Consider the following 25,489-nt stretch of genomic DNA (forward strand, 5'->3'; position numbering starts at 1 on the left):
CTGCTCTAATCGGTTCTTTTTTTAGCACGTGGGTGGGTGTTATCGTACACCTTAGCTAAGTGCTGAAAATCTAAATGAGTATAGACTTGGGTTGCAGATAAACTACTGTGGCCTAATAATTCTTGCACTGCTCGTAAATCCCCAGACGACTCTAAAATATGCGACGCAAATGAGTGGCGTAATTTATGCGGATGAACTTGCGAGCTAATACCTTGCTTTATCCCCCATTCTTGCATACGCAAACGAACTTGGCGTACAGAAATACGGCTTTTTTTGCTACTCAAAAATACTGCATGTTCATCTGAGCCCATAAATAGTGGGCGAACTGCTAGCCAATTGTTTAACGCCTCAAGTGCTTTAGAGCCAACCGGTATTAGGCGTTCTTTGGCGCCTTTGCCTCGCACTAATATTTCACCGCTACGAGTGTTTATATCTTGCATGTTAGCGCCAACTAACTCACTAATGCGTAAACCTGATGAATACATCAGTTCCATCATCGCTTTATCACGAATGGCAAGTGGATCATCATCGGGTATTTCGAGTAAACGAGCCATTTGGTCAACATCAAGATTTTTAGGTAAAGGCCGCGCAAATTTAGGGCCTTTTATGCCCTGTGCCGGATTATGGTAATGCGCTTGCTCAGTAATATTTTTTGCTTTTAAAAATTTATACAAACTACGTATGCAGCTTAATTTTAAGCTGATTGTTCTGCCACTTAATTGTTTTGCCCGCAGTGCCATACTGTAACGACGAATATGCTCACTTTGTACCGCAAACCAATTATCGCACAGTTTATTAAAATACAAGGCGGCAAAACCTAATTGGCTGACATACTGATTAACGGTGTGCGCTGAATATTGACGTTCAAATTTTAAGTAATCACTAAATAATGTAATGGGTGTACGCCAGCTATCGCTTAAGTCGCTTATATTTGGCGCGTTATCGCTCATGCCAGTTCCAGTAACCGTATTTGCAATGAGCGCACAAAATCTAATACAAATAAGTTATCTTGTGAGGGCTCAAAGTGGTTTTCATCGTGGCTGCCAAAAGCCAAAATTGCGTAGGGGTTACTCGGCTCACCAATTAAATAAAGTGCGGTCGATTGGGTATCATTGTTGAAGAGTAAGTCGCGTTCTTGCTGATTTACACGGCCTAAATAATGATTACTATCTGACAGTCTATGCTTTACTAACTCTTCAAAGGCATTATCGTATCTAACGAGTTTGCATTCATTAATAGTCGGGCTCATACAAATAATATTGCGTAAGTTACTGGCCAGTGTATTAAAGTCGTAATTACTCCACAGCTGTCGGTGACATTGGCTAAATAAACGATAAACCAGTTCATTCTGGGTCGCATTTTTGCTCATGCTGTCTATTTGATTTTTTAGCTGTGTATTGTGCTCGCGTAATTGGCGCTGCTGAATATGCACTAATGAAGTAGCACCCTGTACTTGCTGTTGTAACTCAAGTTGCGCTAACAGCTTAGGTTGCTCAATTAAAAAATCAGGATGCTGTTGTAAGTAATCTATTACTTGCTGTTTAGTTAATTCACTCATAGTGCCACTTGCCCATCAAATACATGTTCAGCGGGACCTGTCATACGCACTGGATGGCCCTCGCCACTCCAGCGCACTTGTAAGCTACCGCCGGGTAAATCAACTTGTACTGTACTGGTGAGCTTATTTTGGATAAAACCAATCACCATGGCAGCACACGCGCCGGTACCGCAAGCAAGTGTTTCGCTTACACCACGCTCCCATACTCTGAGTTTAATGTGCTCTTGAGAGATAACCTGCATAAAGCCAATGTTCGCGCGTTGTGGAAAACGCTCATGGTTTTCAAGCAACGGGCCTAGGGTATCCACTTGGGCTGTTTCTATATCGTCTACTTCCATTACGCAATGAGGGTTACCCATAGATACGGCACCACTAAAAACGGTATGCTCTTCTGCGCGAATAATATAAGTCAGCTCACGTTTGGTTGCTTTGAGTGGAATTTTATTTGGCTCAAAATTAGGGTGACCCATATTAACGGTTACTTGACCGTCTTTTTCAATATACAGGGTGAGATTACCAGACTTAGTCGACACGCTGATTTTATGTTTATTGGTTAAGCCTTTCATGCGTACAAAGCGGGCAAAGCAGCGCGCACCGTTACCACATTGTTCTACTTCGTGGCCGTCAGCGTTAAAAATACGATAGTGAAAATCGAGATCGGGTGAGTAAGGGGCTTCAACCATCAGTAGTTGATCAAACCCAATGCCGAAATGGCGATCGGCCAGCTTTTTGATTTGATCACGAGATAAAAAAACGTTTTGTGTAATGTTATCAATCACAACAAAGTCGTTACCTAAGCCGTGCATTTTGGAAAAATTAACTAACATAGCGCTCTAATTCGGTTTTGCTCTGTGCTAATCATGCCACAGAGCAGCTAGTTGGCAAAAACGTTTATGGTAAAACTTTCTCACCTTGGTATAAGCTTTCGATAGTTTCGCGTTCGCGAATAAGGTGATGTTGCTCACCATCGACCATTATTTCGGCAACTCGTGGACGTGAGTTATAATTTGAGCTCATGGTAAAACCATAGGCTCCAGCGCTTCGCTGTACTAACAAATCACCTTGTTTGAGTGCCAGTGGTCGGTCTTTACCTAAAAAGTCACCGGTTTCACACACCGGCCCAACCACGTCATAGTTGTGTGTAGGTGTTTCGTCATCACGCACTGATACAGGAATAATTTTTTGCCATGCTTGATACAGTGATGGGCGTAACATGTCGTTCATACCCGCATCTACAATCGCAAAATACTTGTCTTGGTTTTGTTTAATAAACTCAACTTGTGTTACTAAAATCCCCGCGTTTGCGGCAATGGCTCGCCCGGGCTCAAAAATCAGTTCTAGGTGACGGTAATTTGCAAGGCGCTGCGTTACTTGTGCTGCATATTCACTTGGGTGTGGAGGTTGTTCGTCGTCGTAGGTTACTCCAAGGCCTCCACCTATATCTAAATGGCTTAGCTCAATACCTGCATTTTTTAATTCATCAATTAATGCCAGTAGTTTATCAAGCGCCTCTAAAAACGGTTTGGTTTGTGTAAGCTGTGAGCCAATATGGCAATCTACGCCAACAATCGTTAAGCCAGGTAATGATGCCGCATGTTGATACACACTTAATGCAGACTCGATTCCAATACCAAACTTATTTTCTTTAAGTCCAGTAGAAATATACGGATGTGTTTTGGCATCAATATCGGGATTAACACGAATAGAAATTGGCGCGTCTAAATTAAGCTCGCAGGCCACTTCTGAAATGCGCTCAAGCTCTGAAATTGACTCAACGTTAAAGCATTTAATACCTAATTCTAACGCATAAGCAATTTCGTCAGCCGTTTTAGCAACCCCAGAAAATACCACTTTGTTAGCAGCGCCTCCGGCTTTTATCACCCGTGCTAATTCGCCTTTTGAGACAATATCAAAACCCGCTCCAAGTCGTGCCAATATGTTTAACACCGCAATATTTGAATTTGCTTTAACGGCATAACACACTAGGCTTTTGTGATCTTGAGTCGCATTAGCAAACGCTAAATAATGGCGTTCAAACGTGGCTCTGGAATACACATAACACGGCGTACCATAGTGCTGTGCAATGGTTGCTACGCTGACATCTTCAGCAAATAGTTGGTTGTTTTTATAATTAAAAAAATCCATTTACTGCTCCTGTTGTTGTTCGGCGGGTGTTTGTTTGTTAGGAATGTCAGTTGGCTGGTTTTGTTCAGCAGGCTGCTCGGGTAAGTACAGCGGGCCGCTTTGGCCACAGCCAGCTAATGCACACAACAATACGGTGCTGATTAATAGTTGTTTTAATTGTAAGGTATATGTCGCTTTCATTAGATTAATACGGTTGCTGGCTTTATAATCGCAGAGTAACAGAATATCTAAAAAATGCAGCTATTCGCGGATGATTTTATTCCTGTTACACTAGCTCTATAAACATGCACCCATTATTTAGGCGCCTCGCCTGCAAAGGAAATTAACGATGACTGATCACGAATATCACCAGTTAGCAGAAGCTCTTATGTTCACTATTGAAGAACAAGTTGATGATTGTGAAGCAGATTTAGATTATGAATCTGCTCAAGGTATTTTAGAAATTATTTTTCCAGATCGCAGTAAGATTGTGATTAATAAGCAAGCACCTTTGCACCAAGTATGGGTAGCAACAAAATTTAATGGTCACCATTTTGAAATGCGTGATGGGCAATGGATTGATAACCGCTCGGGTGCAGAGTTTTGGAGCTTCATTAACGAAGCGTCTACACGCCAAGCGGGTCAAGAAATTAAATGGCAATCAACACTATGAGTTTAGGGTTTGTAGAATACCCAGCGCAAAGCGCCCATAAAGCCACGGTGATTTGGCTGCATGGCTTAGGTGATTCAGGTGATGGTTTTGCACCTGTTGCCCCGCAGCTCGACTTACCTACTGAGTTAGGAGTGCGTTTTATTTTTCCGCACGCGCCTATGCAGGCTGTTACAGTTAATGGCGGTATGCAAATGCGCTCATGGTACGACATTAAATCTATGGATTTAGATAAACGTGCCGATGAGCAAGGGGTTAGAGAATCAGCTGCAAAAGTTGAGCAACTCATTACACAAGAAATTGCTAACGGCATACCTGCCAGTAAAATTATTTTAGCGGGCTTTTCGCAAGGTGGCGTTGTATCGCTTCATTTAGCACCGCGTTTAGAACAAAAGCTGGCTGGTGTAATGGCGCTGTCAACCTACATGTGTGTGCCACATAAATTGGCAGATGAAGCAAAACAAACACAGTTAAATATATTTATGGCTCATGGTAGCCAAGATGACGTTGTACCGCATAGCGCGGGTAGAAGTGCGTTCGAAGTATTATCAACGCATAACATGGATGTAAGTTGGCAAGAATACCCAATGGGGCATCAGGTTTGTACACAAGAGTTACAAGCTGTGCGCCAATGGTTAATTTCTCGCTTAAGTTAGTTTAGGAGCCGCTGAGGGTCAAAATGAGTCAAAAAATAGTAATAACAGCAAATGTAAAACGTGAACCACAGGTAAGCGAACCCAACGTGAGCTATGAGTGGCATTGGCGTCGGATTGTGAGTATTTCTATGTTGGTGATTATGATCTCTGCAGCGGTTATTTACGGCCTGTCTAGCGCCGTGAATGCTGATCAAGGGACGCCGCATCCTAATGAGCAGCTTGATTTTACTGAGCAACAAACAGCAATTGTGTCGCTAAGCGATGATAATGCAGCACCAGTAGAGAGTGAAAAAGCCATAGATGCAGATGAGGAGCAGGCAAGCAGTGTCGCGATTGCAGACCCTAAAACCTTTTCCTCAGTTGAGCAAAAATCAGCTTCTATTACTGAACCGGTACCATCGGAGCCTGAAGTTCAACAAAGTATTATTAAGCAAGAAGTAGAGCCAACGATCACTGCTGAGCCTGAAGAAGCAACCATTGCAGCAATAGACACTCAAGCCCCTGAAATTGAGACTGTTAGTGCAAAGCCAGTTGAGCAAAAGAAATTTGCTGCATCTGCACACATTGCTAGTGTAGCTGTGGGAGCCAAAATAGATACAGCCACAATTAGCCGTGCAGTTCTGACTCGCAGTGTCAGTAACCGTGAGCCAACCAATGTATTTGCCGCCGATGTGCGTTTAAATCAATTTGAAGAGTCGCTGTCATTTTTTAGTGAGCTTAAAAACTTACAGGGCCAGCAGGTAAAACATGTGTGGCTATTTGAAGGTGAAGTAATGGCTGAAGTGGCACTTAAGGTCACTTCTCCGCGTTACAGAACGTACTCAACTAAAAATATTATGGATACTCAATTAGGGCATTGGCGCGTTGATGTAGTTGATGAAAGCGGGCTGCTCATCGCTCAAAAAGAATTTAGAGTTTTAGCAAATTAAATAGCCTTAGATTGAATAAGTTTTAATTCTAAAAGCTAGTAATTATTAATGGATATTTTATGACTGAAAAAACAAAGTTAGTTCGCATTGCCACTCGTAAAAGTGCATTGGCACTCTGGCAGGCTGAATTTGTAAAAGCGCAGCTAGAGCATTTTCATGATGACGTGCGTGTAGAGCTCGTGCCAATGTCGACTCAAGGTGACATTATTTTAGATACACCACTAGCTAAAATTGGCGGCAAAGGTTTATTTGTAAAAGAGTTAGAGCAAGCCATGTTAGATGGCCGTGCAGATATTGCAGTGCATTCAATGAAAGATGTGCCGGTAGAATTTCCGGATGATTTAGAGTTACACACTATTTGTGAGCGTGAAGATCCGCGTGATGCGTTTGTATCAAATAACTTTGCCAATATTGATGCGCTACCACAAGGCGCTATTGTGGGGACTTCAAGTTTACGTCGCCAGTGTCAAATTAGAGCGATGCGTCCGGATTTAGAAATTCGCGACTTACGTGGCAATGTAAATACACGTTTAGCTAAGCTTGATAGCGGCCAATACGATGCCATTATACTCGCAGCTGCAGGACTAATTCGTTTAGAGATGGGCGAGCGTATTCGTGACTTTATTGAACCAGAAGTCTCGTTACCTGCTAATGGCCAAGGCGCTGTAGGCATTGAGTGTCGTATAGACGATAGCGTGACAAAAGCATTGTTAGCGCCGCTTGAGCATAACGAAACACGTATTCGTGTTAACGCTGAGCGCGCAATGAACCGCCATTTAGAAGGGGGTTGCCAAGTGCCAATTGGTGCTTATGCACTGGTTGATGGTAACCAAGTACATTTACGTGGTTTGGTCGGTGCGATTGATGGCAGTGAAATTTTACGCGATGAAATTAGCGGTCACGTTGATGATGCTGAAAAGCTAGGTATAGAGCTGGCTAAAAAACTATTAGCACAAGGCGCAGATAAAATTCTAGCTGACGTATATCGAGACGCATAATGAAACATATCTTGATAACTCGGCCCGAAGGAAAAGGCGCAGCCCTTGCACAGCAACTTGAGCAAGCGGGTTATCAAGCGTCTTTATATCCTGTTTTAAAAATAACCTACTTAACGCCAACAAACGTTGAATTAAGCCCGCTGGTGAACGCTGACAAAATTATTTTTGTTTCACAGGATGCGGTGCATGCATTAAATGCACTTAAGCCTGCTATTAATACCAAAGCACAGTTTTATGGGGTTGGGCAACAAACAGCTGATACTATTTATGAAGTATTTGGTGTGCGTGCCGCACTACCAAAACAACATGACTCTGAAGGGTTACTCGCACTTAAGTCTTTGGCTGATGTTGACGGCAGTAATATTGTGTTAGTAAAAGGGATTGGCGGGCGACCTGAAATAGCAAAAACCTTGAAGCAACGTGGTGCTCATTTAAATAATTGTGTGGTGTATCAACGTAAACCAGTAGAGCCTAGCTCAGCTAACTGGATAGACCACTGGCAAAGCCAGAATGTACACGGTATAGTCATTACAAGTAATGCTGCAGTTGACGCCATATTTAATACTATCTCGGCGGCGCAACTAACATGGTTACAACAGTGCGAGTTTTATGTTGCCAGTGAGCGCATTGGTGCTTATTTACAACAACAAAAAATAAATTCGACCCATATACACACTGCGGCAGGAGCTAGCGACCAGGCTATGTTTACCTGCATTAATCAGCAAGGTAGCAAAATGAGTGAACAGTCAGCGACGTCAAAAGTAGAAAAAGAAGCGAAGCCAACAGCAAATAGCACCTCAAATACGACTAAAAGTGAGTCTGCAAAAGTGAATAACCAAACGCAAAATATTCCTCAAAAAGTAAGTAAAGTAGGTAGCGTTGCGTTAGTGATTTCCTTGCTTGTTGCCAGTGGTGTGGGTTATGAATTTTATCAAAAGCTTAATGCCGGTAAAGTGCAAAATTTAGCGGTTAATGCATTAACAGAGCAAAATAAGATATTGCAGCAAGAGCTGCAAACGCTTAAGTCTGAGCAACTCAGTTTGCAACAAGCGTTGCTTAATAGCGAAGAGCAAATCGCTATGGCACTCAATGAGAACTCTGTAAAAAATCAACAAGTATTAAAAGCCGCACTGCAAAAGGTACAGCAAAGTGGTAATACATTAAATCCACAAGAGGTCACCAGCTTGCAACGCATGGCTGAATTTAAACTGTGGGCAGAACAAGATTACCTAGGCACAAGTGCCGTGCTTAAACGTTTAGACTCATTATTAAGCGATCATCCAGGTACGCTTGAGTTACGCCAAGCAATTACACAAGACATACAAACACTCGACAATATTAAACCCGTTGCGACAGAAGCGATTTATTTACAATTAAACAGCGTAATAAAGCGTATTGATGACTTGGTATTTAATGCGGTTAATTTGCCTGAAGAGGCGAGTATAAGTGATGAGAATGCACTCTCTGAAGATGTTAGTGATTGGCAACAAAACATTCGTAATAGTTGGAATAAAATAGTCGATAGCTTTATTACTATTCGCCATCATGAAGGCGTATTAATTGAGCCACTATTAACTGACCGAGAGCGTCATTTAATTACCCAGCGCATCAAGCTTAATATTACTCAGGCGCAAGACGCATTAATGGGTAAACAAGCTAGTATTTATTTTAACGCTTTGAATGATACAAAACGTTTGGTTAATGAATACTTTAAACAAGATGACGATGCAACAAAAGTGGTAATACAGACGTTAGCCAATCTTGAAAAAGAATCGCTTAACTTTAACCCTCAAGTAACACTGCAAAGCACTCAAAAAGTGAAGGAGTGGGCACAATGATAGGGCTGATTATTTTTATTGTCGCTATTGTGTTGGTGCTAGCGATTACTCCCTTTGTGTTAGATGAAAAAGGCTATGTGCTGATTTCATTTAACAATACCACCATAGAGGGGACGATTGTTTCATTTTGTATAATGGCAGCACTGAGTACGGCAGCTTTGTATTTAACTTACAAGCTAGTGCGTTATTGTTTATCTATTTATAGAAACACTAAGCATGGTTTTTTTGCGCGAAGCCAAGAGCGTAAACATGCGGCTATAGAGCAAGCATTGTGGAGTCTCATTAATGATGATTACGAACAAGTAGAAAGTGCGCTATCAAGTAATAGTGTGCCTGCTAAATTTACCGATATACGTTTAGCGTTATTAGCAAAAACCGCACTGGCAAATAACCAGCCTGATAAAGCGCTTGAACGTTTGTTTGAAATCAGCCCAGAGCAACAACTTAAAGTGGCTAAGTTATGGTTAGCTAGTGGCGACAGCAGTGTAATTGAACCGCAAATACGGGTGGCAGCAGAATCTAAAAAAGCCACGGTGCTTGATTTGAAGTTGTACACCGAAGTTTTAGTGCAGCAACAGCATTTTAAATTGCTTGAAGATTTTTTACCGCGTTTATTGCGCAAAAACGCCTTGAATGATACCCAGTGGCAGCAAGTGTTTTTAGCTTATTTTGCTGCGCAAGCAAATGATGAGTTAACCGCTAAATATCAACATTTAGGTAAAAAGTTGCAGGCGCATGCGCATACGGCTTATTTAACTCAAATGGCTAAAGTAGGGCAATTAGCAAGCATCGAAAATGAGCTAGTTAAATTACTCAAGCAAAAACAGCATGAACAACTGGCTCACATTTTAAGTGAAGCTGTACCAAGTAATGCTTATAAGTTGCAATCAAGCATTCAAGAGCGACTGAAAAAAGATGAGCATAATAATGCGTTACTATTAGCGTTAGCGTGTTTAGCTAATGCGCAAGGTGATTATGACTTAGCCGCACGTGTTTTTGACAAAGCACTCAATAGCGAAAATAAAGCACAGTACCGACAACAAGCGATATTAAGTTATAAACACAGTGCACAATTAGATAAGGCACTTGTACTCTACCAATAATCAATTATAGTTATAAATCAATAATAAAAGCGCAGGAGCGACGGTTGTGAAAAATGTATTTACATTATCTTTTAGCCTCGCATGCGCTTATTTCTTTAGCGGTTACCTGAGTAATTTTTTATTCGCCGTTAATGGTTATGCGGTTGCCTCTTGGCCTCCAGCCGGTATTGCGCTGGCAAGCTTTTTACTATGGAGGCGCCGTGCTTATGCGGGGATTTTTGCAGGCGCAGCGTTTGTTAATTTAATTCACTTAGACAATGCTGCTGATATTTTAAATTGGCAAGTCTTATTGCAAGCTATTGCCGTCAGCTGTGCTGTTTTTTTTCAGGCGTGGCTAGGTGCATTCCTCATTATCAGAGTCATTAAAGTCCCCCTTAATTTATCTTCTCTTAGACTTAGTATTCAAAGCTTGGTGATTGGTGGGCCACTATGTTGTGTAATAGCGGCAGGTGTTGGAACCAGTCTACTTTTTTTCAATAATATAATTAGCCCACCTGCTGCGCTTAGTACCTTTATTACCTGGTGGATAGGTGACTCAATTGGCGTACTTGTTTTTACTCCATTGGTATTGGCCATATTTAACTATTCGCAGTTACGTCATCGGCTACAGGTTATTTTGCCTGCGTTACTTATTTACGCCATTATTAGCGTTAGCTTTTATGGCGCAGCAAGTGTAAAAAAACAAAAAGACATTCAAAAGCAAGAAGATAAAGTGTTGATGGCACAAAGTGCCATTAATCAAAAGTTAGATGAAGTGGCTGCTCATCTATCTTTGTTAGGTGCATTTTTAGCAAGTAGTGATCAGGTTATTCTCGATGAGTTTAATCATTTTACCTCTAAGCAGTTGAGCTACAATGAAGAAATTTTAGCGTTAAATTGGGTGCCAATGATCACAGCTAATTCTATTAACGAACCTGCCCAATGGGACAAAAGTGTCGTTATAAAGCAAAGGATGGCGAATGGTCAATGGCAACCCGCGCTCTTTAGCAATACTTATTACCCCATAAAATATATTTACCCCATAAAGAATATGCAAGATCTGCTGGGCTTTGATTTGAACTCTGATTTACATATTCGTGATGCACTCAATAAAGCAAAAATTCTTAATGAGCTGGTATTGAGTGAGCCATTTAAGCTAGCTCCTGCAGACGAGGAATTAAGCGTGCTTTTTATTTCTCCTGTCTTTGGTGCTCCTGATATTGAAGGTGACTTTAAAGGGTTTGTAATTGCCTTGGTGAGTTTAGCTAAGTTGTCTGAGGCACTTTCGTTTGATAGCGGTAATGAAGTTGCGATTGGTTTTACTGATATCAATAAAGCAGATAATAAACAGGCTCTTTATAGCGTTGAGCATGACTCAATGACGTTGCTAAAAGATTATCAGTTGTTAATTGGCCATAGGTTGTGGCAAGTAGAAATATACCAACCTAAAACGCAATCAACCTGGCTAATTTATTGGCTAGCACAGATAGTAGGTATGCTATTTGTTTGGCTATTGATTATGTTTTTAATTTCAGTGGTCGCCACCAATGTTCGTATACGCGAACAAGTTGCAAAGCAAACACTAACTTTGCGTCAGGAAAAGCAGAAAGCGGATGAAGCCAGTGAGATAAAAAGTCAGTTTTTAGCTAATATGAGCCACGAAATTCGTACCCCAATTAACGGTATTAAAGGCATGCATTACTTAGCACTGCAACAGCAGGACTGGTCATTAGCAAAAACTTACATAGAGCAAGCTGACGGTGCGGTCAGTGTCTTATTGAGAGTGCTAAATGATGTGCTCGATTTTTCAAAAATGGAAGCGGGCAAGCTTGAGTTAGTACAAGAGTCTGTAGAGTTAAAGTTATTGGCAAAAGAAGTTATGAGTTTAATGCATTTTGAAGTTAGTAATAAGCCCTTGTCACTACAAGTTGAGGTTGATAATGATGCTCCTTTAGTTGTTAATACCGATCCTATTCGTTTAAAGCAGGTGCTGCTGAACTTATTAAATAATGCCGTTAAGTTTACTGCTAAGGGTAGTATCACATTAAAGATTTGGCAGTCAGCAAAAATGACTTATTTTAGTGTCAATGATACGGGGATTGGAATTAGTGAGGAGGCACAAAAACAGCTATTTAACCCATTCTCTCAGGCTGATAGTTCAACCTCACGCCAGTTTGGTGGCACAGGGCTTGGTTTAAGTATTTGTAAAAAATTAGTAGAGCTGATGGGAGGAGCAATTGATTTAAAAAGTAGTGAGGGTCACGGCTCTACTTTTACCTTTAGTTTACCGCTCCATTCTCCGCTACCTAAAGCACAATATTATTCAGGTAAGTTAGATAAAATAGATATAAGCAACCTATCACTGGCGAAGTATCGCTTACTACTCGTTGAAGACAACCCATTAAATCAACATGTGGCCACCGCTATTTTAGAAACCAAGCAGGGTGTTGTAGATATTGCTAATAACGGACTTGAAGCGATTAAAATGCTAAGCGATAAAAGATACGACTTAGTATTAATGGATATTCAAATGCCACAAATGGATGGCTTAAAAGCAACAAAAGTGATTCGTAATGAGTTAGGCTTTTTAGATTTACCTATTATTGGCCTATCTGCTAATGCGCACGAAGAAGATGCTAAAAAAGCGATTAACGTCGGAATGGATAACTATATAACTAAACCTATTGATGCAGATGCACTGTTTAAAATGATTTGGTTTTATTTATCACGTTAACTCTTTTTATATAAAAAGCAGACATAAGACCTCCAAGCGCTATTTTAAGTATTCTACACTTGAAATATTACTGTACCTGCGTATCATTCGCGCAATTTTAATTCAACCGAGTAGCTATTATGATCAATAGAAAAATACCTTTGCTAGATATTCACCGTCATTTAGATGGTAATGTACGCGCGCAAACCATACTAGAACTTGGTCGTCAGTTTAATATCGCTTTACCAGCGGACAATGTTGAAGCACTTATTCCCCATGTTCAGGTTATTGATCCTGAGCCAAACTTAATGGCATTTTTACAAAAGCTTGACTGGGGAGTGACGGTACTAGGTGATTACGATGCCTGTAGACGTATTGCGATAGAAAACATTGAAGATGCACAAGCGCAGGGTCTTGATTATGTAGAGCTGCGTTTTAGTCCTTATTATATGGCTCAAAGCCAAGGATTACACCCTCAAGGCGTTGTTGAAGCAGTGGTTGATGGTATCCGAAGTGCAACAAAAGATACTGATATAAAAGCAAACTTAATTGGTATTTTGTCTCGTACATACGGAGTTAAAACCTGTCAGCACGAGTTGGACGCGTTACTTGCCTTTAAAAATGATTTGGTTGCAGTGGATTTGGCCGGTGATGAGATTGGTTATCCTGGCGAGTTGTTTGTTGATCATTTTAAGCAAGTACGTGATGCATATTTGGCTGTTACTGTGCATGCTGGTGAAGCGTTAGGTGCTCCAAGTATTTGGCAAGCATTAAACGAGCTTGGCGCAAGCAGAATAGGCCATGGTGTTAAAGCGATTGAAGATCCAAAACTAATGGATTATTTACGCGATAACCGTATTGGTATTGAATCGTGCTTAACCAGTAATATTCAAACCAGTACAGTGAATGATTTAACCAAACACCCACTTAAGCAGTTTTTAGATCATGGTATTTTAGCTTGTCTTAACACGGATGACCCAGCTGTTGAAGGCATTGAAATTGAGTACGAGTACGCAGTGGCAGCACCAAAAGCAGGTTTGTCACAAGCTGATATGGAAAAAGCGCAAGCGAATGCGCTGGAAATTGCCTATTTAAGTGACGCTGATAAAAATGCACTTAAAGCTAAAGTCGCACAGCGTTAAATTGTCTATATAATTAAAAATGCCACTGTTTACAGTGGCATTTTTTTATATGTGCGCATTACAACTAACGTAATTATTATAAAGTGCTTTTAATATATCGGCACGGCTAATCATACCTACCACTACACCGCCATCGATCACGGGATAATTTTTAGGTTTACCAGGCTTCATTTGTTCTGCTAATTCCATAATATTGGTATCGCCGTGCACGGTTACCACATCTGTTTGCATCAACTGCGATACTTTAACCATACCATCACAAAAATAACTACTTTGCATTAAGGGTTTAAGTAATTCTTGCTCTGAGATAAAGCCAACGAGCACCTTATTATCATCAAATACCGGCGCGCCTAGTAGTTTAAATTTTTCTAGCTCTGCTATGGCTGTGGTCATTTCTGTATTAGGGGTGATATGAGGCAACTTATGTTGCATAAAATCTTTTACTTTTGTATTTAACATTTAGGTTTCTCCCGCTTAATGTTCTGTACAAAGTATGGTTTATAGATTGGATTTTAGGAAATTGTTTATGTTGATGAGCTTAATAGGTAATAACAATCACAGTTCTAGCAATTAAAACAATTAAGGCACCCTAAGGTACCTTAAACTGGTGTTACTTTATGAACGCGAATGCATCTGCGTACATGTTTTCACGAGTAGCGCCATGATTTATAAAATCATCACGTACTATGCCAATCATGTCAAAACGACCTGCCATGTAAATATCGTAAGGTTCTAACGAGATGATATCGTTCATCACCGCTTTATGAACATAACCAGTGTGGCCAGTCCAGTTGTCGGTAGGATGCTCTACGACAGGAATAAATTTAAAGTTTTCACGGCTATCTGCCCATGCTTGCATTTCGGTATGTGCATACAGCGCCGACTCTTCTTTTACGCCCCAGTAAAATAGCACCGGGCGCTCACAGTTGATTTCAGCTAAATGCTCGGCCATTGACTTTGCGTAAGAAAAACCAGTACCGCCGGCGAGTAAAATAATTGGACGCTCGCACTGCAAACGCAGCTGAGAAATACCTAAACCTGCTTCAATAGTTACGGTTTGGTTCTCGTTGTGGGCACTACGAAGGTGTTCTAATGATTGCATCGCGTAAGAGTCTGCGTTTGATGCGCCAATGTGTAATTCTAATGCATCAGTTTGTGAGGGGCGACTCGCGATTGAAAACGCACGTTTATCTTTTTCACCTAAAACCAACTGTAAATATTGACCAGCTTCAAATGCTACAGGCTGTTGCGGCTTTAAAATAACTTTATGAACAAATTCTGTGAGTGGGCTGATAGAAACAACTTCAGCGAGTAATGTTTGCATGTTTTACCTTAAATTAGCGGATACGCACTTTATTTGAGCAATAATAGCATATCCGCAGGGTGAGTTTACAGCCTAGAGCCCTAGACCAAAGTCGTTAGAGAATATCTAAACTATCCCAAAGCTCATCAACACGATCTTTAGTGGCTTGATCCATTACAATAGGTTCGCCCCATTCTCGAGTTGTTTCACCAGGCCATTTATTTGTTGCATCCATACCCATTTTTGAACCTAGGCCAGATACGGGCGATGCAAAATCTAAATAATCAATTGGCGTGTTTTCAATTAACGTCGTGTCGCGCGCAGGGTCCATACGAGTAGTGATAGCCCAAATTACATCGTTCCAATCTCTAGCGTTAATATCATCATCACAGACAATAACAAACTTAGTGTACATAAATTGTCGTAGGAATGACCAAACCCCCATCATTACGCGCTTGGCGTGACCTGGATATTGTTTTTTCATTGTTACCACGGCCATACGGTACGAACAACCTTCTGGCGGTAAATAAAAATCGACAATTTCTGGAAATTGCTTTTGTAAGATTGGTACGAATACTTCGTTTAATGCCACCCCTAAAATAGCCGGCTCATCCGGCGGACGGCCAGTAAAAGTACTATGGTAAATAGGGTCTTTACGATGTGTAATATGAGTGACCGTCATAACTGGGAAGTCGTCGACTTCGTTGTAGTATCCTGTGTGGTCGCCATATGGACCTTCCGGCGCCATCTCTCCAGGCATAATATGCCCTTCAAGTACGATTTCTGCACTGGCTGGTACTTGTAAATCATTCGAGATTGACTTAACTACTTCAGTTTTACTACCACGTAGTAAACCTGCAAAGGCATATTCGCTTAACGTATCTGGAACGGGGGTAACAGCACCTAAAATAGTCGCAGGATCTGCACCTAATGCCACCGAAACAGGGTAGGGCTGACCAGGGTGTTCTTTACACCACTCTTGAAAATCAAGCGCGCCACCGCGATGAGATAACCAACGCATAATGATTTTATTTTTACCCAATAGCTGTTGACGATAAATCCCTAAATTTTGGCGCTTTTTGTGAGGTCCTTTGGTAACGGTTAAACCCCAAGTAATCAAAGGTGCAGCATCGCCAGGCCAGCAGTGCTGAATAGGAAACTTAGTTAAGTCAACGTCGTCACCTTGTAAAATAACTTGTTGGCAGGGGGCTTTTTTAACTTCTTTAGCCGGCATATTAAGTACTTGCTTGAATACCGGAATTTGTCCGAGCGCTTCTTTAATGCCTTTTGGCGGCTCAGGCTCTTTTAGAAATGCGAGTAATTTTCCAACTTCACGTAATTCACTCACATCTTCTTGGCCCATACCCATAGCTACACGCTTTGGGGTACCAAACAAGTTAGCTAAAACGGGAATGTCGTACCCTTTAGGGTTTTCAAATAATAAAGCAGGGCCTTCGGCACGCAGTGTGCGGTCAGCAATTTCGGTCATCTCAAGATACGGGTCGATTTCTTGGCTGATGCGTTTTAACTCGCCTCGTTTCTCAAGTAAATCGATAAAATCGCGCAGATCTTTGTATTTCATTGTGGGCCGTTACTTAGCAAAAAGTTAAAAGTATTATACCCAGTTCATACAAGCCAAGTCATTAGCTGCGCTTAAAACTTAAAGCGCTCTACTGCACCTTTTAACGAGTGTGCAAGTTGGTTAACGTCTTCACTTTCGCTTGCTAGGGTCGTTGCATTGTTGGCATTTAAGGTAGCCTGCTCGGTTACCTTAGCCATTATTTGTTGAATATCGGTGCTGTTTGCCAGTTGTTCATGTGAGGCACTCGCAATCTCTTTACTCATAGCATTAACCGATACCAGCGTGCTCTTAATACGCTCAACAGCACTATTTAGTTCAGTACTGTTTTCAACGCAATGCTTAGCTTGCTGTTGCCCATCATTTATTTCAGTTTGAGTGGTTTGAGTATGCTGCTGTAGAGTGTTAATCATGGTGGTAATTTCGCTTGTAGAGCTTTGTGTGCGAGCTGCAAGCGAGCGTACTTCATCTGCTACTACGGCAAATCCGCGGCCATGCTCACCAGCACGTGCAGCTTCAATTGCGGCATTAAGTGCCAGTAAATTAGTTTGCTCTGCAATACTGCTAATGGTATCAACAATGGCACCAATTAGTTGCGTATACTGGGCTAGTTCTTCTGTACTGCTTACTGCTTTATCTAAGCGATTTAAAAGTGCTTCAATGCTTTGGCTATTATTATTTGCAATGTCGTTAACGTCATTGGCAAATTGCGAGGCATTAGTAATTTCATTAGAGGTGCTTTGCGCTTGTTCGTATACGGCTTGAGAACTTTGCAACATTTGCTGTGCTAATGAGGTTGCTTGTGCACTACGTTCTAGCTGTTGCTTAGCAACAATAGTCATTTGCTGGCCTTTTTCGCTGGTTTGAATAGCTGAATTATCGAGTTCGTAAGCGTCGTTACTAATGGCTTTTATTAAGTGAGTTAAATCATCACAAAGCTTATTAGTGTTGTGCATCAGCGTACCAAATTCATCTTTACTATGAGGATTGCTACGCTGAGAAAAGTCACCTGAGGCTATGCGAGCAAGTTCTTTATTCACCTTTTTAAGCGGTTTTAGCATGGCGTTAGTAGTAAATACTGAAATAATAATCAGCAAAGTAATTAATACAAACGCAATAATAATCACTAAGCTAGAGCCAGTATTAATTGCTGATTTAGCGCTCTCTTGTAGAAAGTTAAAGCGCGTGTCAGCAAGTTTATTAAGCTCAATCAATTGATTTTCAATACTAATAAAGGCGTTTTGAAAGCTTTCAAAACGCTGATCAACTTTGTCTTTATTATTGAGCACAGTATTTTGCAAGGCATACAACCCATCAGGATTATTTAATAGGCTGCTTAAATCATCAAATGCTGTAATAAGCTCATTTGTGTTGAGTTTATTAGCAATTGGGGTGGCTTGTTGCTCTAAGTAACTAAGATTAGATTTAATATTGTCGAGTAAAAAAGAGGTGTCTTGTTGATGATCGTTTATATTTTCTGAAGTGGTTATTTGCCCAATCCCTTTAACGTTATTATTTAAAGTAAATAATAAATCATCAACACGAGTCGCAGTGCCAAATACCGCATCTAAAAGTGATTGTTGGTTACTCTCCACGTTTATGAGCTCTATATCAAGCAAGCGGTTGCTGAGCTCACGAAGCTGTTCATTGAACGTAATTGTTAGTGCTGCGGCTGAGCTTTGCGCCTTAAAACGTTGCTCTTTTGCTGCAAGCATTTGGTTGCTTATTGTATTTAGCTGGGCAAAGTCTTTGTTAATAGCTTTAAGTAATGTTTGCATGCCTTGCTGCTGGGCAACTTGTGTTTTTAGTGTTTCTAATTTACTAAAAAACTGCGTTTGTTCAGCGTGTGCCTGTTTTTTATTTTGCAGTAGTAAATTAAGTTTAGTTTGGCTATAAGCAATGGCATTAAATTTAGTAATAGAAAGGAGTGATAAACGAAGGTCTTTACTTGCTTGTTGTACAGGCACTGCCAACGTTTCTATACGCGTGTTAGTGGTACTAATTTGATTGAGCGACCAGTAAAAAAATATGCAGCTGGTTAGTATCAACAAGCCAATGGCTGAAAAGGCTAAAATTATTTTGTGTTTTATAGCGAGAGATTGCATAACTTTATCAACAATATTAAGACTTTTGTTAGTGTAGCAAGTTTTTTAATGCGATGTTAGCTATTGGTTAATTGTTGCTGCATTGGTATTTTTTGCCGTTAATTATTAGCATTGCTTGTTCTCCTTTACTCCAAAATAACACCTCTTGATTAATGTATTTACTGCCTGAAGCACTCACCTCATGATTCAATATGTAATCATGGTCATAAAAGCTCAGCTTTGCTTGCTTGTTGCTAATAATATCAAGTTTTGCAGGTGCGTTATCGCAAACATAGTTATTTGTAACTGGCTGCTTATTGCATGCAGTCAAAGCTATTAGAGCAATAATAACGATAGCGTGTTTCATTGGCTGTGCCTTCTTGAGTCCCTTGTTTAATTAAGAGCTTAACAAAGCTAAATTAACCGTTGGTGAAAATATAGCTTTACGTTATGTTTAAGATCTTATTTTTAGTTAGGAAATTTCATGGCTGGCACCAACCTTTTAACATTATTGGATGATATAACGACTTTGCTGGATGATATTGCGACCATGAGTAAAGTTGCGACAAAGAAAACAGCCGGAGTACTTGGTGATGATTTGGCGCTTAATGCTCAGCAAGTTACTGGGGTTACTGCTGATAGGGAGCTGCCCGTTGTATGGGCAGTGGCAAAGGGGTCGTTTTTAAATAAAGCCATATTAGTCCCTGCTGCGTTATTAATTAGTGTGTGGTTGCCTTGGCTAATTACCCCACTTTTAATGATAGGTGGCTTATTTTTATGTTTTGAAGGCGCAGAAAAAATATTTTTATCTCATCATGCAGAAGCAACAGAAGGTGCTGAAAATTTAGATCTGGCAGAGTATGAAAAACAAAAAGTTAAAGGCGCCATTCGTACTGATTTTATTCTTTCCGCTGAAATTATTGTTATTACATTAGGCACGGTCGCAGGGGCGACATTAATCAATCAGGCGCTGGTATTGAGTGTGATTGCCATCATTATGACGATTGGTGTTTATGGACTGGTAGCAGGGATTGTAAAGCTTGATGATGCAGGTTTATATTTACTTAATCAATCCAAACTCTCCGCAAGTAAGTTTAAAGAATTACTCGGTAAAGCCTTATTAGCTGCAGCCCCACGGTTAATGCAGTTTTTAGCCTTTGCGGGCACGGTGGCGATGTTTTTAGTGGGTGGTGGAATTTTAGTACACGCAATTGAGCTTTTGCATCATACCCAAGTGGATGTAACTCATTATGCGCAGTCGGTTGCTGGTAGCACAGGAGAAATACTAGCCCCTTTAGTATTTGACGGACTGTTAGGAATAGGTGCTGGTTTGGTTATTGTGATTGCGCATGTCGCTTATACTAAGTTATTTAAAGCAAATAAGTAGCGGTGGTAACGCTACTTTATTTTATTCGCACTGAGTTGTTTTGCATAGTTGCTCAAGTTCGTATATAGCTTTGCTATTACCTTGAGCAATGGCTTTTTTATACCAATAAATCGCCTGCTGAATGTTCTTTTTTGTACCTTGTCCATCACGATACATCTGAGCAAGATTTAGTTGACCCCATTGTGAGCCTGAGTTTGCTGCTAGGTTAAAGCTTTCAAGCGCTTCGTTATATTGCTTATCTTTATAGTAAATAATCCCTTGCTGATTATTTTCATCAAGTTTTAAGCCTTTATAAAGAGGTTTAGGTTTAGGTGGAAACATCACAAACCCGCCATAAAGTGAATATGCTTGTGGGCGTAGCACGTCAAATATAATGTCATCTTCGTATAAACGTTTTATCTCATTACGAGGCAGGGTAATAGTTTGAGAAGAAAAGTAATCTCTTTGTACCAATAAACTTGCACGCATCGCTGTGGTAATGGCACTAGTGCGCTTATAGCTGTAATTACTCACCTGAAACGTTATAAATTGCTCATCAAAGCTGAGTACTTGCGCAACTTTTAAATTAGTGAGTGTCCATGGTTCGTGAGTGAATTTATCGGCTTTGACTAAATAGGTATCATAAGCTTTTGGGGAGGTTAAATAGCTTTGTTTTAGTGCTTCAGTGTTGAGGTGCTTTTGATAAAAAAATAACGCCCCCCATAGTAATAAAATTAATCCAATACAGTATTTTGGTAGGCTAAGCTTCTCAAACAGAGGTAACGTCTTAATATTGATAGCCTCACTATGTCCGCATTGATAGCACTCGCGTTTATAACTTAACTTTATCGGAAATATAGGAAAAATGGTAAAGCGTAAAAAGCGGCTTTGATTAACTAAGTGATAGCTGTTGCTGTTGCAGCCAGGGCAGCACTGAACGTGTGTAAAATGAGGAAATGACTGACCAGTATTGAAAAGCAACATAATAAGGCTCCTTGTTAATTTACAACTTTAGAGCAAGTGATAAATTAGTAAAGCAGCAAACTGTAAGTAATTATGTCATAAAGGATTGGTTTATAAAGCCCATACTTTTTGATATGGGCTATATAAAGAATGAGCTTAGAAGCTAAATTGTGCGGCTAAACGCACACTTGTGCCTTCACCTACGGTAACGTTATTTAAACCGCCACCGGCTAGGTAGTTTTTATCGAATAAGTTCTCAATGTTTAAACGTAAGTTAATATCTTTGTTACTTAAGTTAAGCTTGTAGGTTGCGCCAATATCAACACGAGTATAACCCTCTTTTGTTACGGTGTTAGCATTATCAGCAAAACGTTCACCCTCATAAAAAGCACCGGCATTCAAAGCAACAGCGTCATTGAGTTCATAACGTGTCCATAAAGAGGCAGACCATTTTGGTGCATCAGTTGGGCGTTTGCCCTCTAATTCTTCATCACGCTCATAGTTAGCATCTAAATACATGGTTGATGCCATAACAAATAAACGGTCAGTTGCAGCACCTTGAGCTGCAAGCTCAAAGCCTTTATGGCGTTGCTCACCTGCCTGCGTGGTGATGCTCGTTATATCACCGATAGGGTTAACCAGCTCTTCGCTCACTAAGGTGCCTGTTTTGCTAATATCAAATAAGGCACCGCTAAGCATTAATCGTTCATCAAACAGTTGCCATTTTACCCCAATTTCCTTTTGCTCAGAGGTAATAGCATCGAGCTTCATACCGTTATTAACATCTTTTTCATTTACTAATGTTTCGTTTTGCGGCTCAAATCCTTCTGAGTAACTTGCATAAACAGTTGCAGAGGCATGAGGGTGGTAAAGTACGCCGACCTTAGGTACGAACGATTCGTTATTGCTGTTTTCTCTACTTTGTTTATCGTAACGACCACCTAGCGATACTTGCCATTCTGGTGAGAATGAAATTAAATCTTGGATATAAATCCCGTAATAGTCGTAAGCAGACGAGCTAATAGTGTCATCTGATTTGTAACTAATATTAGGGCGATTAGGCTCATTTTGACCGGCAGAAAAATTAATCGTATCAGCAGATGTGCGTAATTGGCCGTAGTAATAATCCAGTGAGTTAGCACCTACAAGTAATTGATGATGTACACCCAAGGTTTCAAATTCGCCAATGAAGTCAATAAAAGCAGTTTTAAACTGCCAATCATCATAGCGATCGTAAGGACGTGACTGGTAACTATCACCTTCGATAAAGTCACTTGGCTTACGTGGTGCTGACTCAAAGCGCTGACGTTCAAACGTTTGCTCATTGTAGCCTAAATTAACTTGCCAGTTATCGGTTAAAAATACTTTGAAATCAATACCCATGTTTTCAACAGTAATGTCGGTAAAGGCCCATGACATATCACGAATTGTTTTGTCATCACCAATAATGTTGGCATCATTATCTATCCAAGCGCCAGTATCTAAGCCTGCTTCGTCATCAGTGCGATCATAATGAACACGTACTAGGGCATTATCGCTAATATCGTAATCAACCACTAAGGCACCTAAGAAGCGATCGCGTTCGCGGTTATCACCATTTTGGTATTCTCGCCAGTATTCAACATCTTGTTTTACTAATACACCACGGGCACGTAAATCTTCAGCCTCGGTGAGTGCGCCGCCAGCATCAAGCATAAAGCGAGTTGAACCATGTTGGTCAACATCGGCACTGGCACTAAATAGCGTTTGTGCAGTTGGCTTTTTAGTTACCATGTTAACTAGGCCACCGGGGCCTGATTGCCCATATAAAATACTTGAAGGGCCTTTAATAACTTCTACTTGCTCTAAAATTTCAATGGGTTGTTGGTAATGAGACCAATGCTGGTGGCCATCACGCAGGTAGCCGGTTGATGAGCTTAATTGAAAACCACGTAAGTTAAATACTTCTCTGTTTCGTTGTTTAGACCCTGCAGTTAAACTAGCATCATTGGTCAATACTTCACCAAGAGTGGTTGCTAGTTGCTCATTAACGATTGTGTCAGTGATTACGGTAACTGACTGTGCGGTATCGAGTAATGAGGTTGAGGTTCTCATTGCCCCACTGGCATTATCTACTTTGTAGTCGTTGAAGTAGCTACCTTTAACTTCAATGCGTTCTATATTTGCGGTGTTGGCAAATGCATTTGCAGAGGTGCTGGCTAAAAGTGCAATAAAAAGAGGGTTAAGTTTCATTAGTGGCTTCCGGCTTAGAATTATTAGAGTAGTAAAACGCCGCAGATCTTAATGAAAACAACTATCATTTGCAATATCTTTATTGCAACTTTTAATCGTACGTTGCTAATGGTTGCTAATTGTTAATTCTGCTATTATTAGCCGCATATTAATTGAGACTTTTCTCAAGTTATTTTTTGCTATGGAATTTACTGTGACTGCAACTGCTTTTTCATCGTTGGCCTTACCTTCAGGGTTAGTTGATAATTTATCAACGCTTGGCTACACCCAAATGACGCCTGTACAGGCGCAAAGCCTACCGCCTGTTTTAAGTGGCAAAGATATTATTGCCCAAGCCAAAACAGGCTCAGGTAAAACAGCGGCATTTAGTTTAGGCGTTTTAGCCAAGCTAAATGTAAAACGCTTTCGTATTCAGTCGCTAGTATTATGCCCAACTCGTGAGCTTGCAGAGCAAGTGGCGGTTGAGATGCGTAAACTAGCGCGTGGTATTCATAACATTAAGATTTTAACTTTGTGTGGTGGGGTTTCAATTGGGCCGCAAATTGGTTCACTCGAACATGGTGCGCATATTATTGTAGGTACACCGGGGCGAGTTGACGATCATATTCGTAAAGGTACATTGCGTTTAGATGATGTTGAAACCCTGGTACTTGATGAAGCCGACCAAATGCTTGATATGGGTTTTCAAGACACCCTCGATGCCATAATTGAACGCATTCCAACCAATCGTCAAACGTTGTTATTTAGCGCTACTTTTCCAAAATCAATCGAAGCCATTGCTAAGCGTGTACTTAGTAATCCAGAAATGATTAAAGTAGAAGAGCAGCAAGAAAAAAGCACGATTAAGCAATACTTCTACAAAATGGATAATAATAAACAGCGCTATCCAACCCTTAAGCTACTACTTCTTAAATTTACCCCGCAAAGCTGTGTGGTGTTTTGTAATACCAAGGTAGAAACGCAGCAAGTATGTGATGACTTAGCCGATGAAGGCTTTAGTGCGGTAGCATTGCATGGTGATTTAGAGCAACGTGACCGTGAGCGTACACTGATTCATTTTGCGAATAAGAGTGCGTCTATTTTAGTCGCTACTGATGTAGCTGCACGAGGCTTAGATATTGATGATATGGACATGGTAATTAACTATCACTTAGCTCACGATCCACAAACTCATGTACATCGTGTTGGCCGTACCGGACGAGCAGGTAAAAAAGGGATTGCGTGTTCTATTTATGGTGAGGCAGAGCAATTTAAAGTGGCTCAAATTGGCGACCATTACGAGCGTGACTTTAATCCTGAGCCAATGCCATCTTATAACCTATTAGATAAGCCGCCATACAAACCTGAAATGGTGACGCTGATGATAGATGCAGGCAAAAAGCAAAAAGTGCGCGCGGGTGATATTTTAGGCGCATTAACCGGAAAAGACGGTGTTGCTGGGCGCCAAGTTGGTAAAATCAACGTACTTGATAACGTGGCATTTGTTGCGGTAGAGCGTAACTCATCTAAACCAGCGTTACGCAAATTAACCGAAGGTAATATTAAAGGACGTAAAATTCGTGCTCGTCGGCTAACGCGTTAACTCTCGATCTAATCTGAGCAACTCGCCTTGAGTTGCTCATACTCTATTTTTAGTTGTTTAAACACCTCATTGTCACCTCCTTGTTTATCTGGATGATGCTGCACTGCAAGTTGTCGCCAACGCTTTTGTAATGCTTTTAGTGTGACTGGCGATGTTAATTGCCAACGCACCAGCAGTTGTTGTTGCTGCTCATTACTCAGCGGAATTTCGCGATAAGTAGGCCTACTAAATTGCTGCCAAAAGCTATCTAATAACGCCTTGACTTCATCCGTAGATGTTTCAAAATTTTGCCAGTTTAAATAATAGTCGCGTAGTGGATCGTTAGGATGTAGTTGGTTATAACTGGAACTGTTTACTAGTTCAATATGTAAGCTTTTAACGACTAATTGTTGTTTTGGCATTAATTGCTGTTGTAGCTGATAAAGCGCATTCATAATTAAAAAATTGCGCTTAAATAGGTCGCGCTCAGGCTCGGCAGCTAAAGTATCAAGAAACCCACGTTGTTTTAACTCAGATGCTAAAGTATGAACCATCCACACTTTTTTATTGATTAATAGTTCAAAAATCTCATCTATCAGAGGGTTAAGCATTGTTTACAATCTATTAATTAGTGTATCTTGGATAAATTATCATATACCCAAATAACATTAAACCCCAAGGAGTGGGCGTG

General features: G+C 40.6%; 23 protein-coding genes. 10 read left to right on the forward strand and 13 right to left on the reverse strand.

Annotated elements, in window-relative coordinates; all coding sequences use genetic code 11:
* Positions 1 to 5: 5 nt before the first annotated feature.
* From FLM47_RS00500 to FLM47_RS00520, 5 genes are all read right to left on the reverse strand, one after another.
* The gene (locus FLM47_RS00500) at positions 6 to 950 is read right to left on the reverse strand and encodes a tyrosine recombinase XerC (protein ID WP_075170870.1); all 945 of its coding nucleotides are present in this window, start codon (positions 948 to 950) and stop codon (positions 6 to 8) included.
* On the reverse strand, positions 947 to 1,558 hold the full coding sequence (locus FLM47_RS00505) for a DUF484 family protein (protein ID WP_010392634.1): 612 nt from the start codon (positions 1,556 to 1,558) through the stop codon (positions 947 to 949). Before FLM47_RS00505 ends, FLM47_RS00500 begins: the two co-directional genes overlap by 4 nt.
* Positions 1,555 to 2,385 carry a diaminopimelate epimerase gene (gene dapF, locus FLM47_RS00510; protein ID WP_008109029.1) on the reverse strand — a complete coding sequence of 277 codons (831 nt, stop codon included), beginning with the start codon at positions 2,383 to 2,385 and terminating at the stop codon, positions 1,555 to 1,557. Before dapF ends, FLM47_RS00505 begins: the two co-directional genes overlap by 4 nt.
* A 64-nt stretch (positions 2,386 to 2,449) precedes the next feature.
* Entirely contained in the window at positions 2,450 to 3,703 is a 1,254-nt protein-coding gene (gene lysA / locus FLM47_RS00515; RefSeq protein ID WP_054202878.1) for a diaminopimelate decarboxylase, read from the reverse strand.
* Entirely contained in the window at positions 3,704 to 3,883 is a 180-nt protein-coding gene (locus tag FLM47_RS00520) for a lipoprotein (RefSeq protein WP_010392638.1), read from the reverse strand.
* A 148-nt stretch (positions 3,884 to 4,031) separates the two neighbouring features.
* Here FLM47_RS00520 and cyaY point away from each other — a divergent pair, with 148 nt between their 5' ends.
* From cyaY to add, 8 genes are all read left to right on the forward strand, one after another.
* Positions 4,032 to 4,355, forward strand: a complete 324-nt coding sequence (gene cyaY, locus FLM47_RS00525) for an iron donor protein CyaY (RefSeq protein ID WP_008109036.1) — start codon at positions 4,032 to 4,034, stop codon at positions 4,353 to 4,355.
* Positions 4,352 to 5,008 carry an alpha/beta hydrolase gene (locus FLM47_RS00530; protein ID WP_008109038.1) on the forward strand — a complete coding sequence of 219 codons (657 nt, stop codon included), beginning with the start codon at positions 4,352 to 4,354 and terminating at the stop codon, positions 5,006 to 5,008. Before cyaY ends, FLM47_RS00530 begins: the two co-directional genes overlap by 4 nt.
* A 23-nt stretch (positions 5,009 to 5,031) precedes the next feature.
* Positions 5,032 to 5,937 (forward strand): DUF2914 domain-containing protein, encoded by a 906-nt coding sequence (locus FLM47_RS00535; RefSeq protein WP_178954536.1) that lies wholly within the window; start codon positions 5,032 to 5,034, stop codon positions 5,935 to 5,937.
* Positions 5,938 to 5,996: 59 nt separating this feature from the next.
* Positions 5,997 to 6,935, forward strand: coding sequence for a hydroxymethylbilane synthase (hemC, locus tag FLM47_RS00540; protein ID WP_178954538.1), 939 nt, complete (start codon positions 5,997 to 5,999; stop codon positions 6,933 to 6,935).
* On the forward strand, positions 6,935 to 8,773 hold the full coding sequence (locus FLM47_RS00545) for a uroporphyrinogen-III synthase (RefSeq protein WP_178954540.1): 1,839 nt from the start codon (positions 6,935 to 6,937) through the stop codon (positions 8,771 to 8,773). The genes hemC and FLM47_RS00545 overlap by 1 nt, the downstream gene beginning before the upstream one ends.
* Positions 8,770 to 9,876: a heme biosynthesis HemY N-terminal domain-containing protein gene (locus FLM47_RS00550; RefSeq protein ID WP_178954542.1), complete on the forward strand. Its 1,107-nt coding sequence runs from the start codon at positions 8,770 to 8,772 to the stop codon at positions 9,874 to 9,876. Before FLM47_RS00545 ends, FLM47_RS00550 begins: the two co-directional genes overlap by 4 nt.
* 46 nt (positions 9,877 to 9,922) lie before the next feature.
* The gene (locus FLM47_RS00555; protein ID WP_138605425.1) at positions 9,923 to 12,589 is read left to right on the forward strand and encodes an ATP-binding protein; all 2,667 of its coding nucleotides are present in this window, start codon (positions 9,923 to 9,925) and stop codon (positions 12,587 to 12,589) included.
* A gap of 119 nt (positions 12,590 to 12,708) precedes the next feature.
* A complete protein-coding gene (add, locus tag FLM47_RS00560; RefSeq protein WP_010392653.1) occupies positions 12,709 to 13,710 on the forward strand; it encodes an adenosine deaminase in 1,002 nt (333 codons plus the stop codon).
* Between the two features lie 45 nt (positions 13,711 to 13,755).
* Here add and FLM47_RS00565 read toward each other — a convergent pair whose 3' ends face one another.
* From FLM47_RS00565 to FLM47_RS00585, 5 genes are all read right to left on the reverse strand, one after another.
* Positions 13,756 to 14,169, reverse strand: a complete 414-nt coding sequence (locus FLM47_RS00565) for a CBS domain-containing protein (protein ID WP_054202871.1) — start codon at positions 14,167 to 14,169, stop codon at positions 13,756 to 13,758.
* A gap of 151 nt (positions 14,170 to 14,320) precedes the next feature.
* Positions 14,321 to 15,034 carry an NAD(P)H-flavin reductase gene (gene fre, locus FLM47_RS00570; RefSeq protein ID WP_178954544.1) on the reverse strand — a complete coding sequence of 238 codons (714 nt, stop codon included), beginning with the start codon at positions 15,032 to 15,034 and terminating at the stop codon, positions 14,321 to 14,323.
* A gap of 94 nt (positions 15,035 to 15,128) precedes the next feature.
* The gene (ubiD, locus tag FLM47_RS00575; protein WP_010392659.1) at positions 15,129 to 16,595 is read right to left on the reverse strand and encodes a 4-hydroxy-3-polyprenylbenzoate decarboxylase; all 1,467 of its coding nucleotides are present in this window, start codon (positions 16,593 to 16,595) and stop codon (positions 15,129 to 15,131) included.
* Between the two features lie 71 nt (positions 16,596 to 16,666).
* A complete protein-coding gene (locus FLM47_RS00580; RefSeq protein ID WP_178954546.1) occupies positions 16,667 to 18,697 on the reverse strand; it encodes a methyl-accepting chemotaxis protein in 2,031 nt (676 codons plus the stop codon).
* A 67-nt stretch (positions 18,698 to 18,764) separates the two neighbouring features.
* Positions 18,765 to 19,043: an MliC family protein gene (locus FLM47_RS00585; protein WP_138605415.1), complete on the reverse strand. Its 279-nt coding sequence runs from the start codon at positions 19,041 to 19,043 to the stop codon at positions 18,765 to 18,767.
* Between the two features lie 117 nt (positions 19,044 to 19,160).
* Here FLM47_RS00585 and FLM47_RS00590 point away from each other — a divergent pair, with 117 nt between their 5' ends.
* Positions 19,161 to 20,063 carry a DUF808 domain-containing protein gene (locus FLM47_RS00590; RefSeq protein WP_178954548.1) on the forward strand — a complete coding sequence of 301 codons (903 nt, stop codon included), beginning with the start codon at positions 19,161 to 19,163 and terminating at the stop codon, positions 20,061 to 20,063.
* Positions 20,064 to 20,084: 21 nt separating this feature from the next.
* Here FLM47_RS00590 and FLM47_RS00595 read toward each other — a convergent pair whose 3' ends face one another.
* Both FLM47_RS00595 and FLM47_RS00600 read right to left on the reverse strand, forming a co-directional pair.
* Positions 20,085 to 21,026 carry a tetratricopeptide repeat protein gene (locus FLM47_RS00595; protein WP_178954550.1) on the reverse strand — a complete coding sequence of 314 codons (942 nt, stop codon included), beginning with the start codon at positions 21,024 to 21,026 and terminating at the stop codon, positions 20,085 to 20,087.
* A 135-nt stretch (positions 21,027 to 21,161) separates the two neighbouring features.
* Positions 21,162 to 23,237, reverse strand: a complete 2,076-nt coding sequence (locus FLM47_RS00600; protein WP_178954552.1) for a TonB-dependent siderophore receptor — start codon at positions 23,235 to 23,237, stop codon at positions 21,162 to 21,164.
* Between the two features lie 193 nt (positions 23,238 to 23,430).
* Here FLM47_RS00600 and dbpA point away from each other — a divergent pair, with 193 nt between their 5' ends.
* On the forward strand, positions 23,431 to 24,819 hold the full coding sequence (dbpA, locus tag FLM47_RS00605) for an ATP-dependent RNA helicase DbpA (RefSeq protein ID WP_178954554.1): 1,389 nt from the start codon (positions 23,431 to 23,433) through the stop codon (positions 24,817 to 24,819).
* Positions 24,820 to 24,827: 8 nt separating this feature from the next.
* On the opposite strand, the gene FLM47_RS00610 is transcribed toward dbpA, so the two are convergent.
* A complete protein-coding gene (locus FLM47_RS00610) occupies positions 24,828 to 25,409 on the reverse strand; it encodes a DNA-J related domain-containing protein (RefSeq protein WP_138571049.1) in 582 nt (193 codons plus the stop codon).
* Between the last annotated feature and the right edge of the window lie 80 nt (positions 25,410 to 25,489).

The organism is Pseudoalteromonas sp. Scap06 (assembly GCF_013394165.1).
Classification (GTDB): Bacteria; Pseudomonadota; Gammaproteobacteria; order Enterobacterales; family Alteromonadaceae; genus Pseudoalteromonas.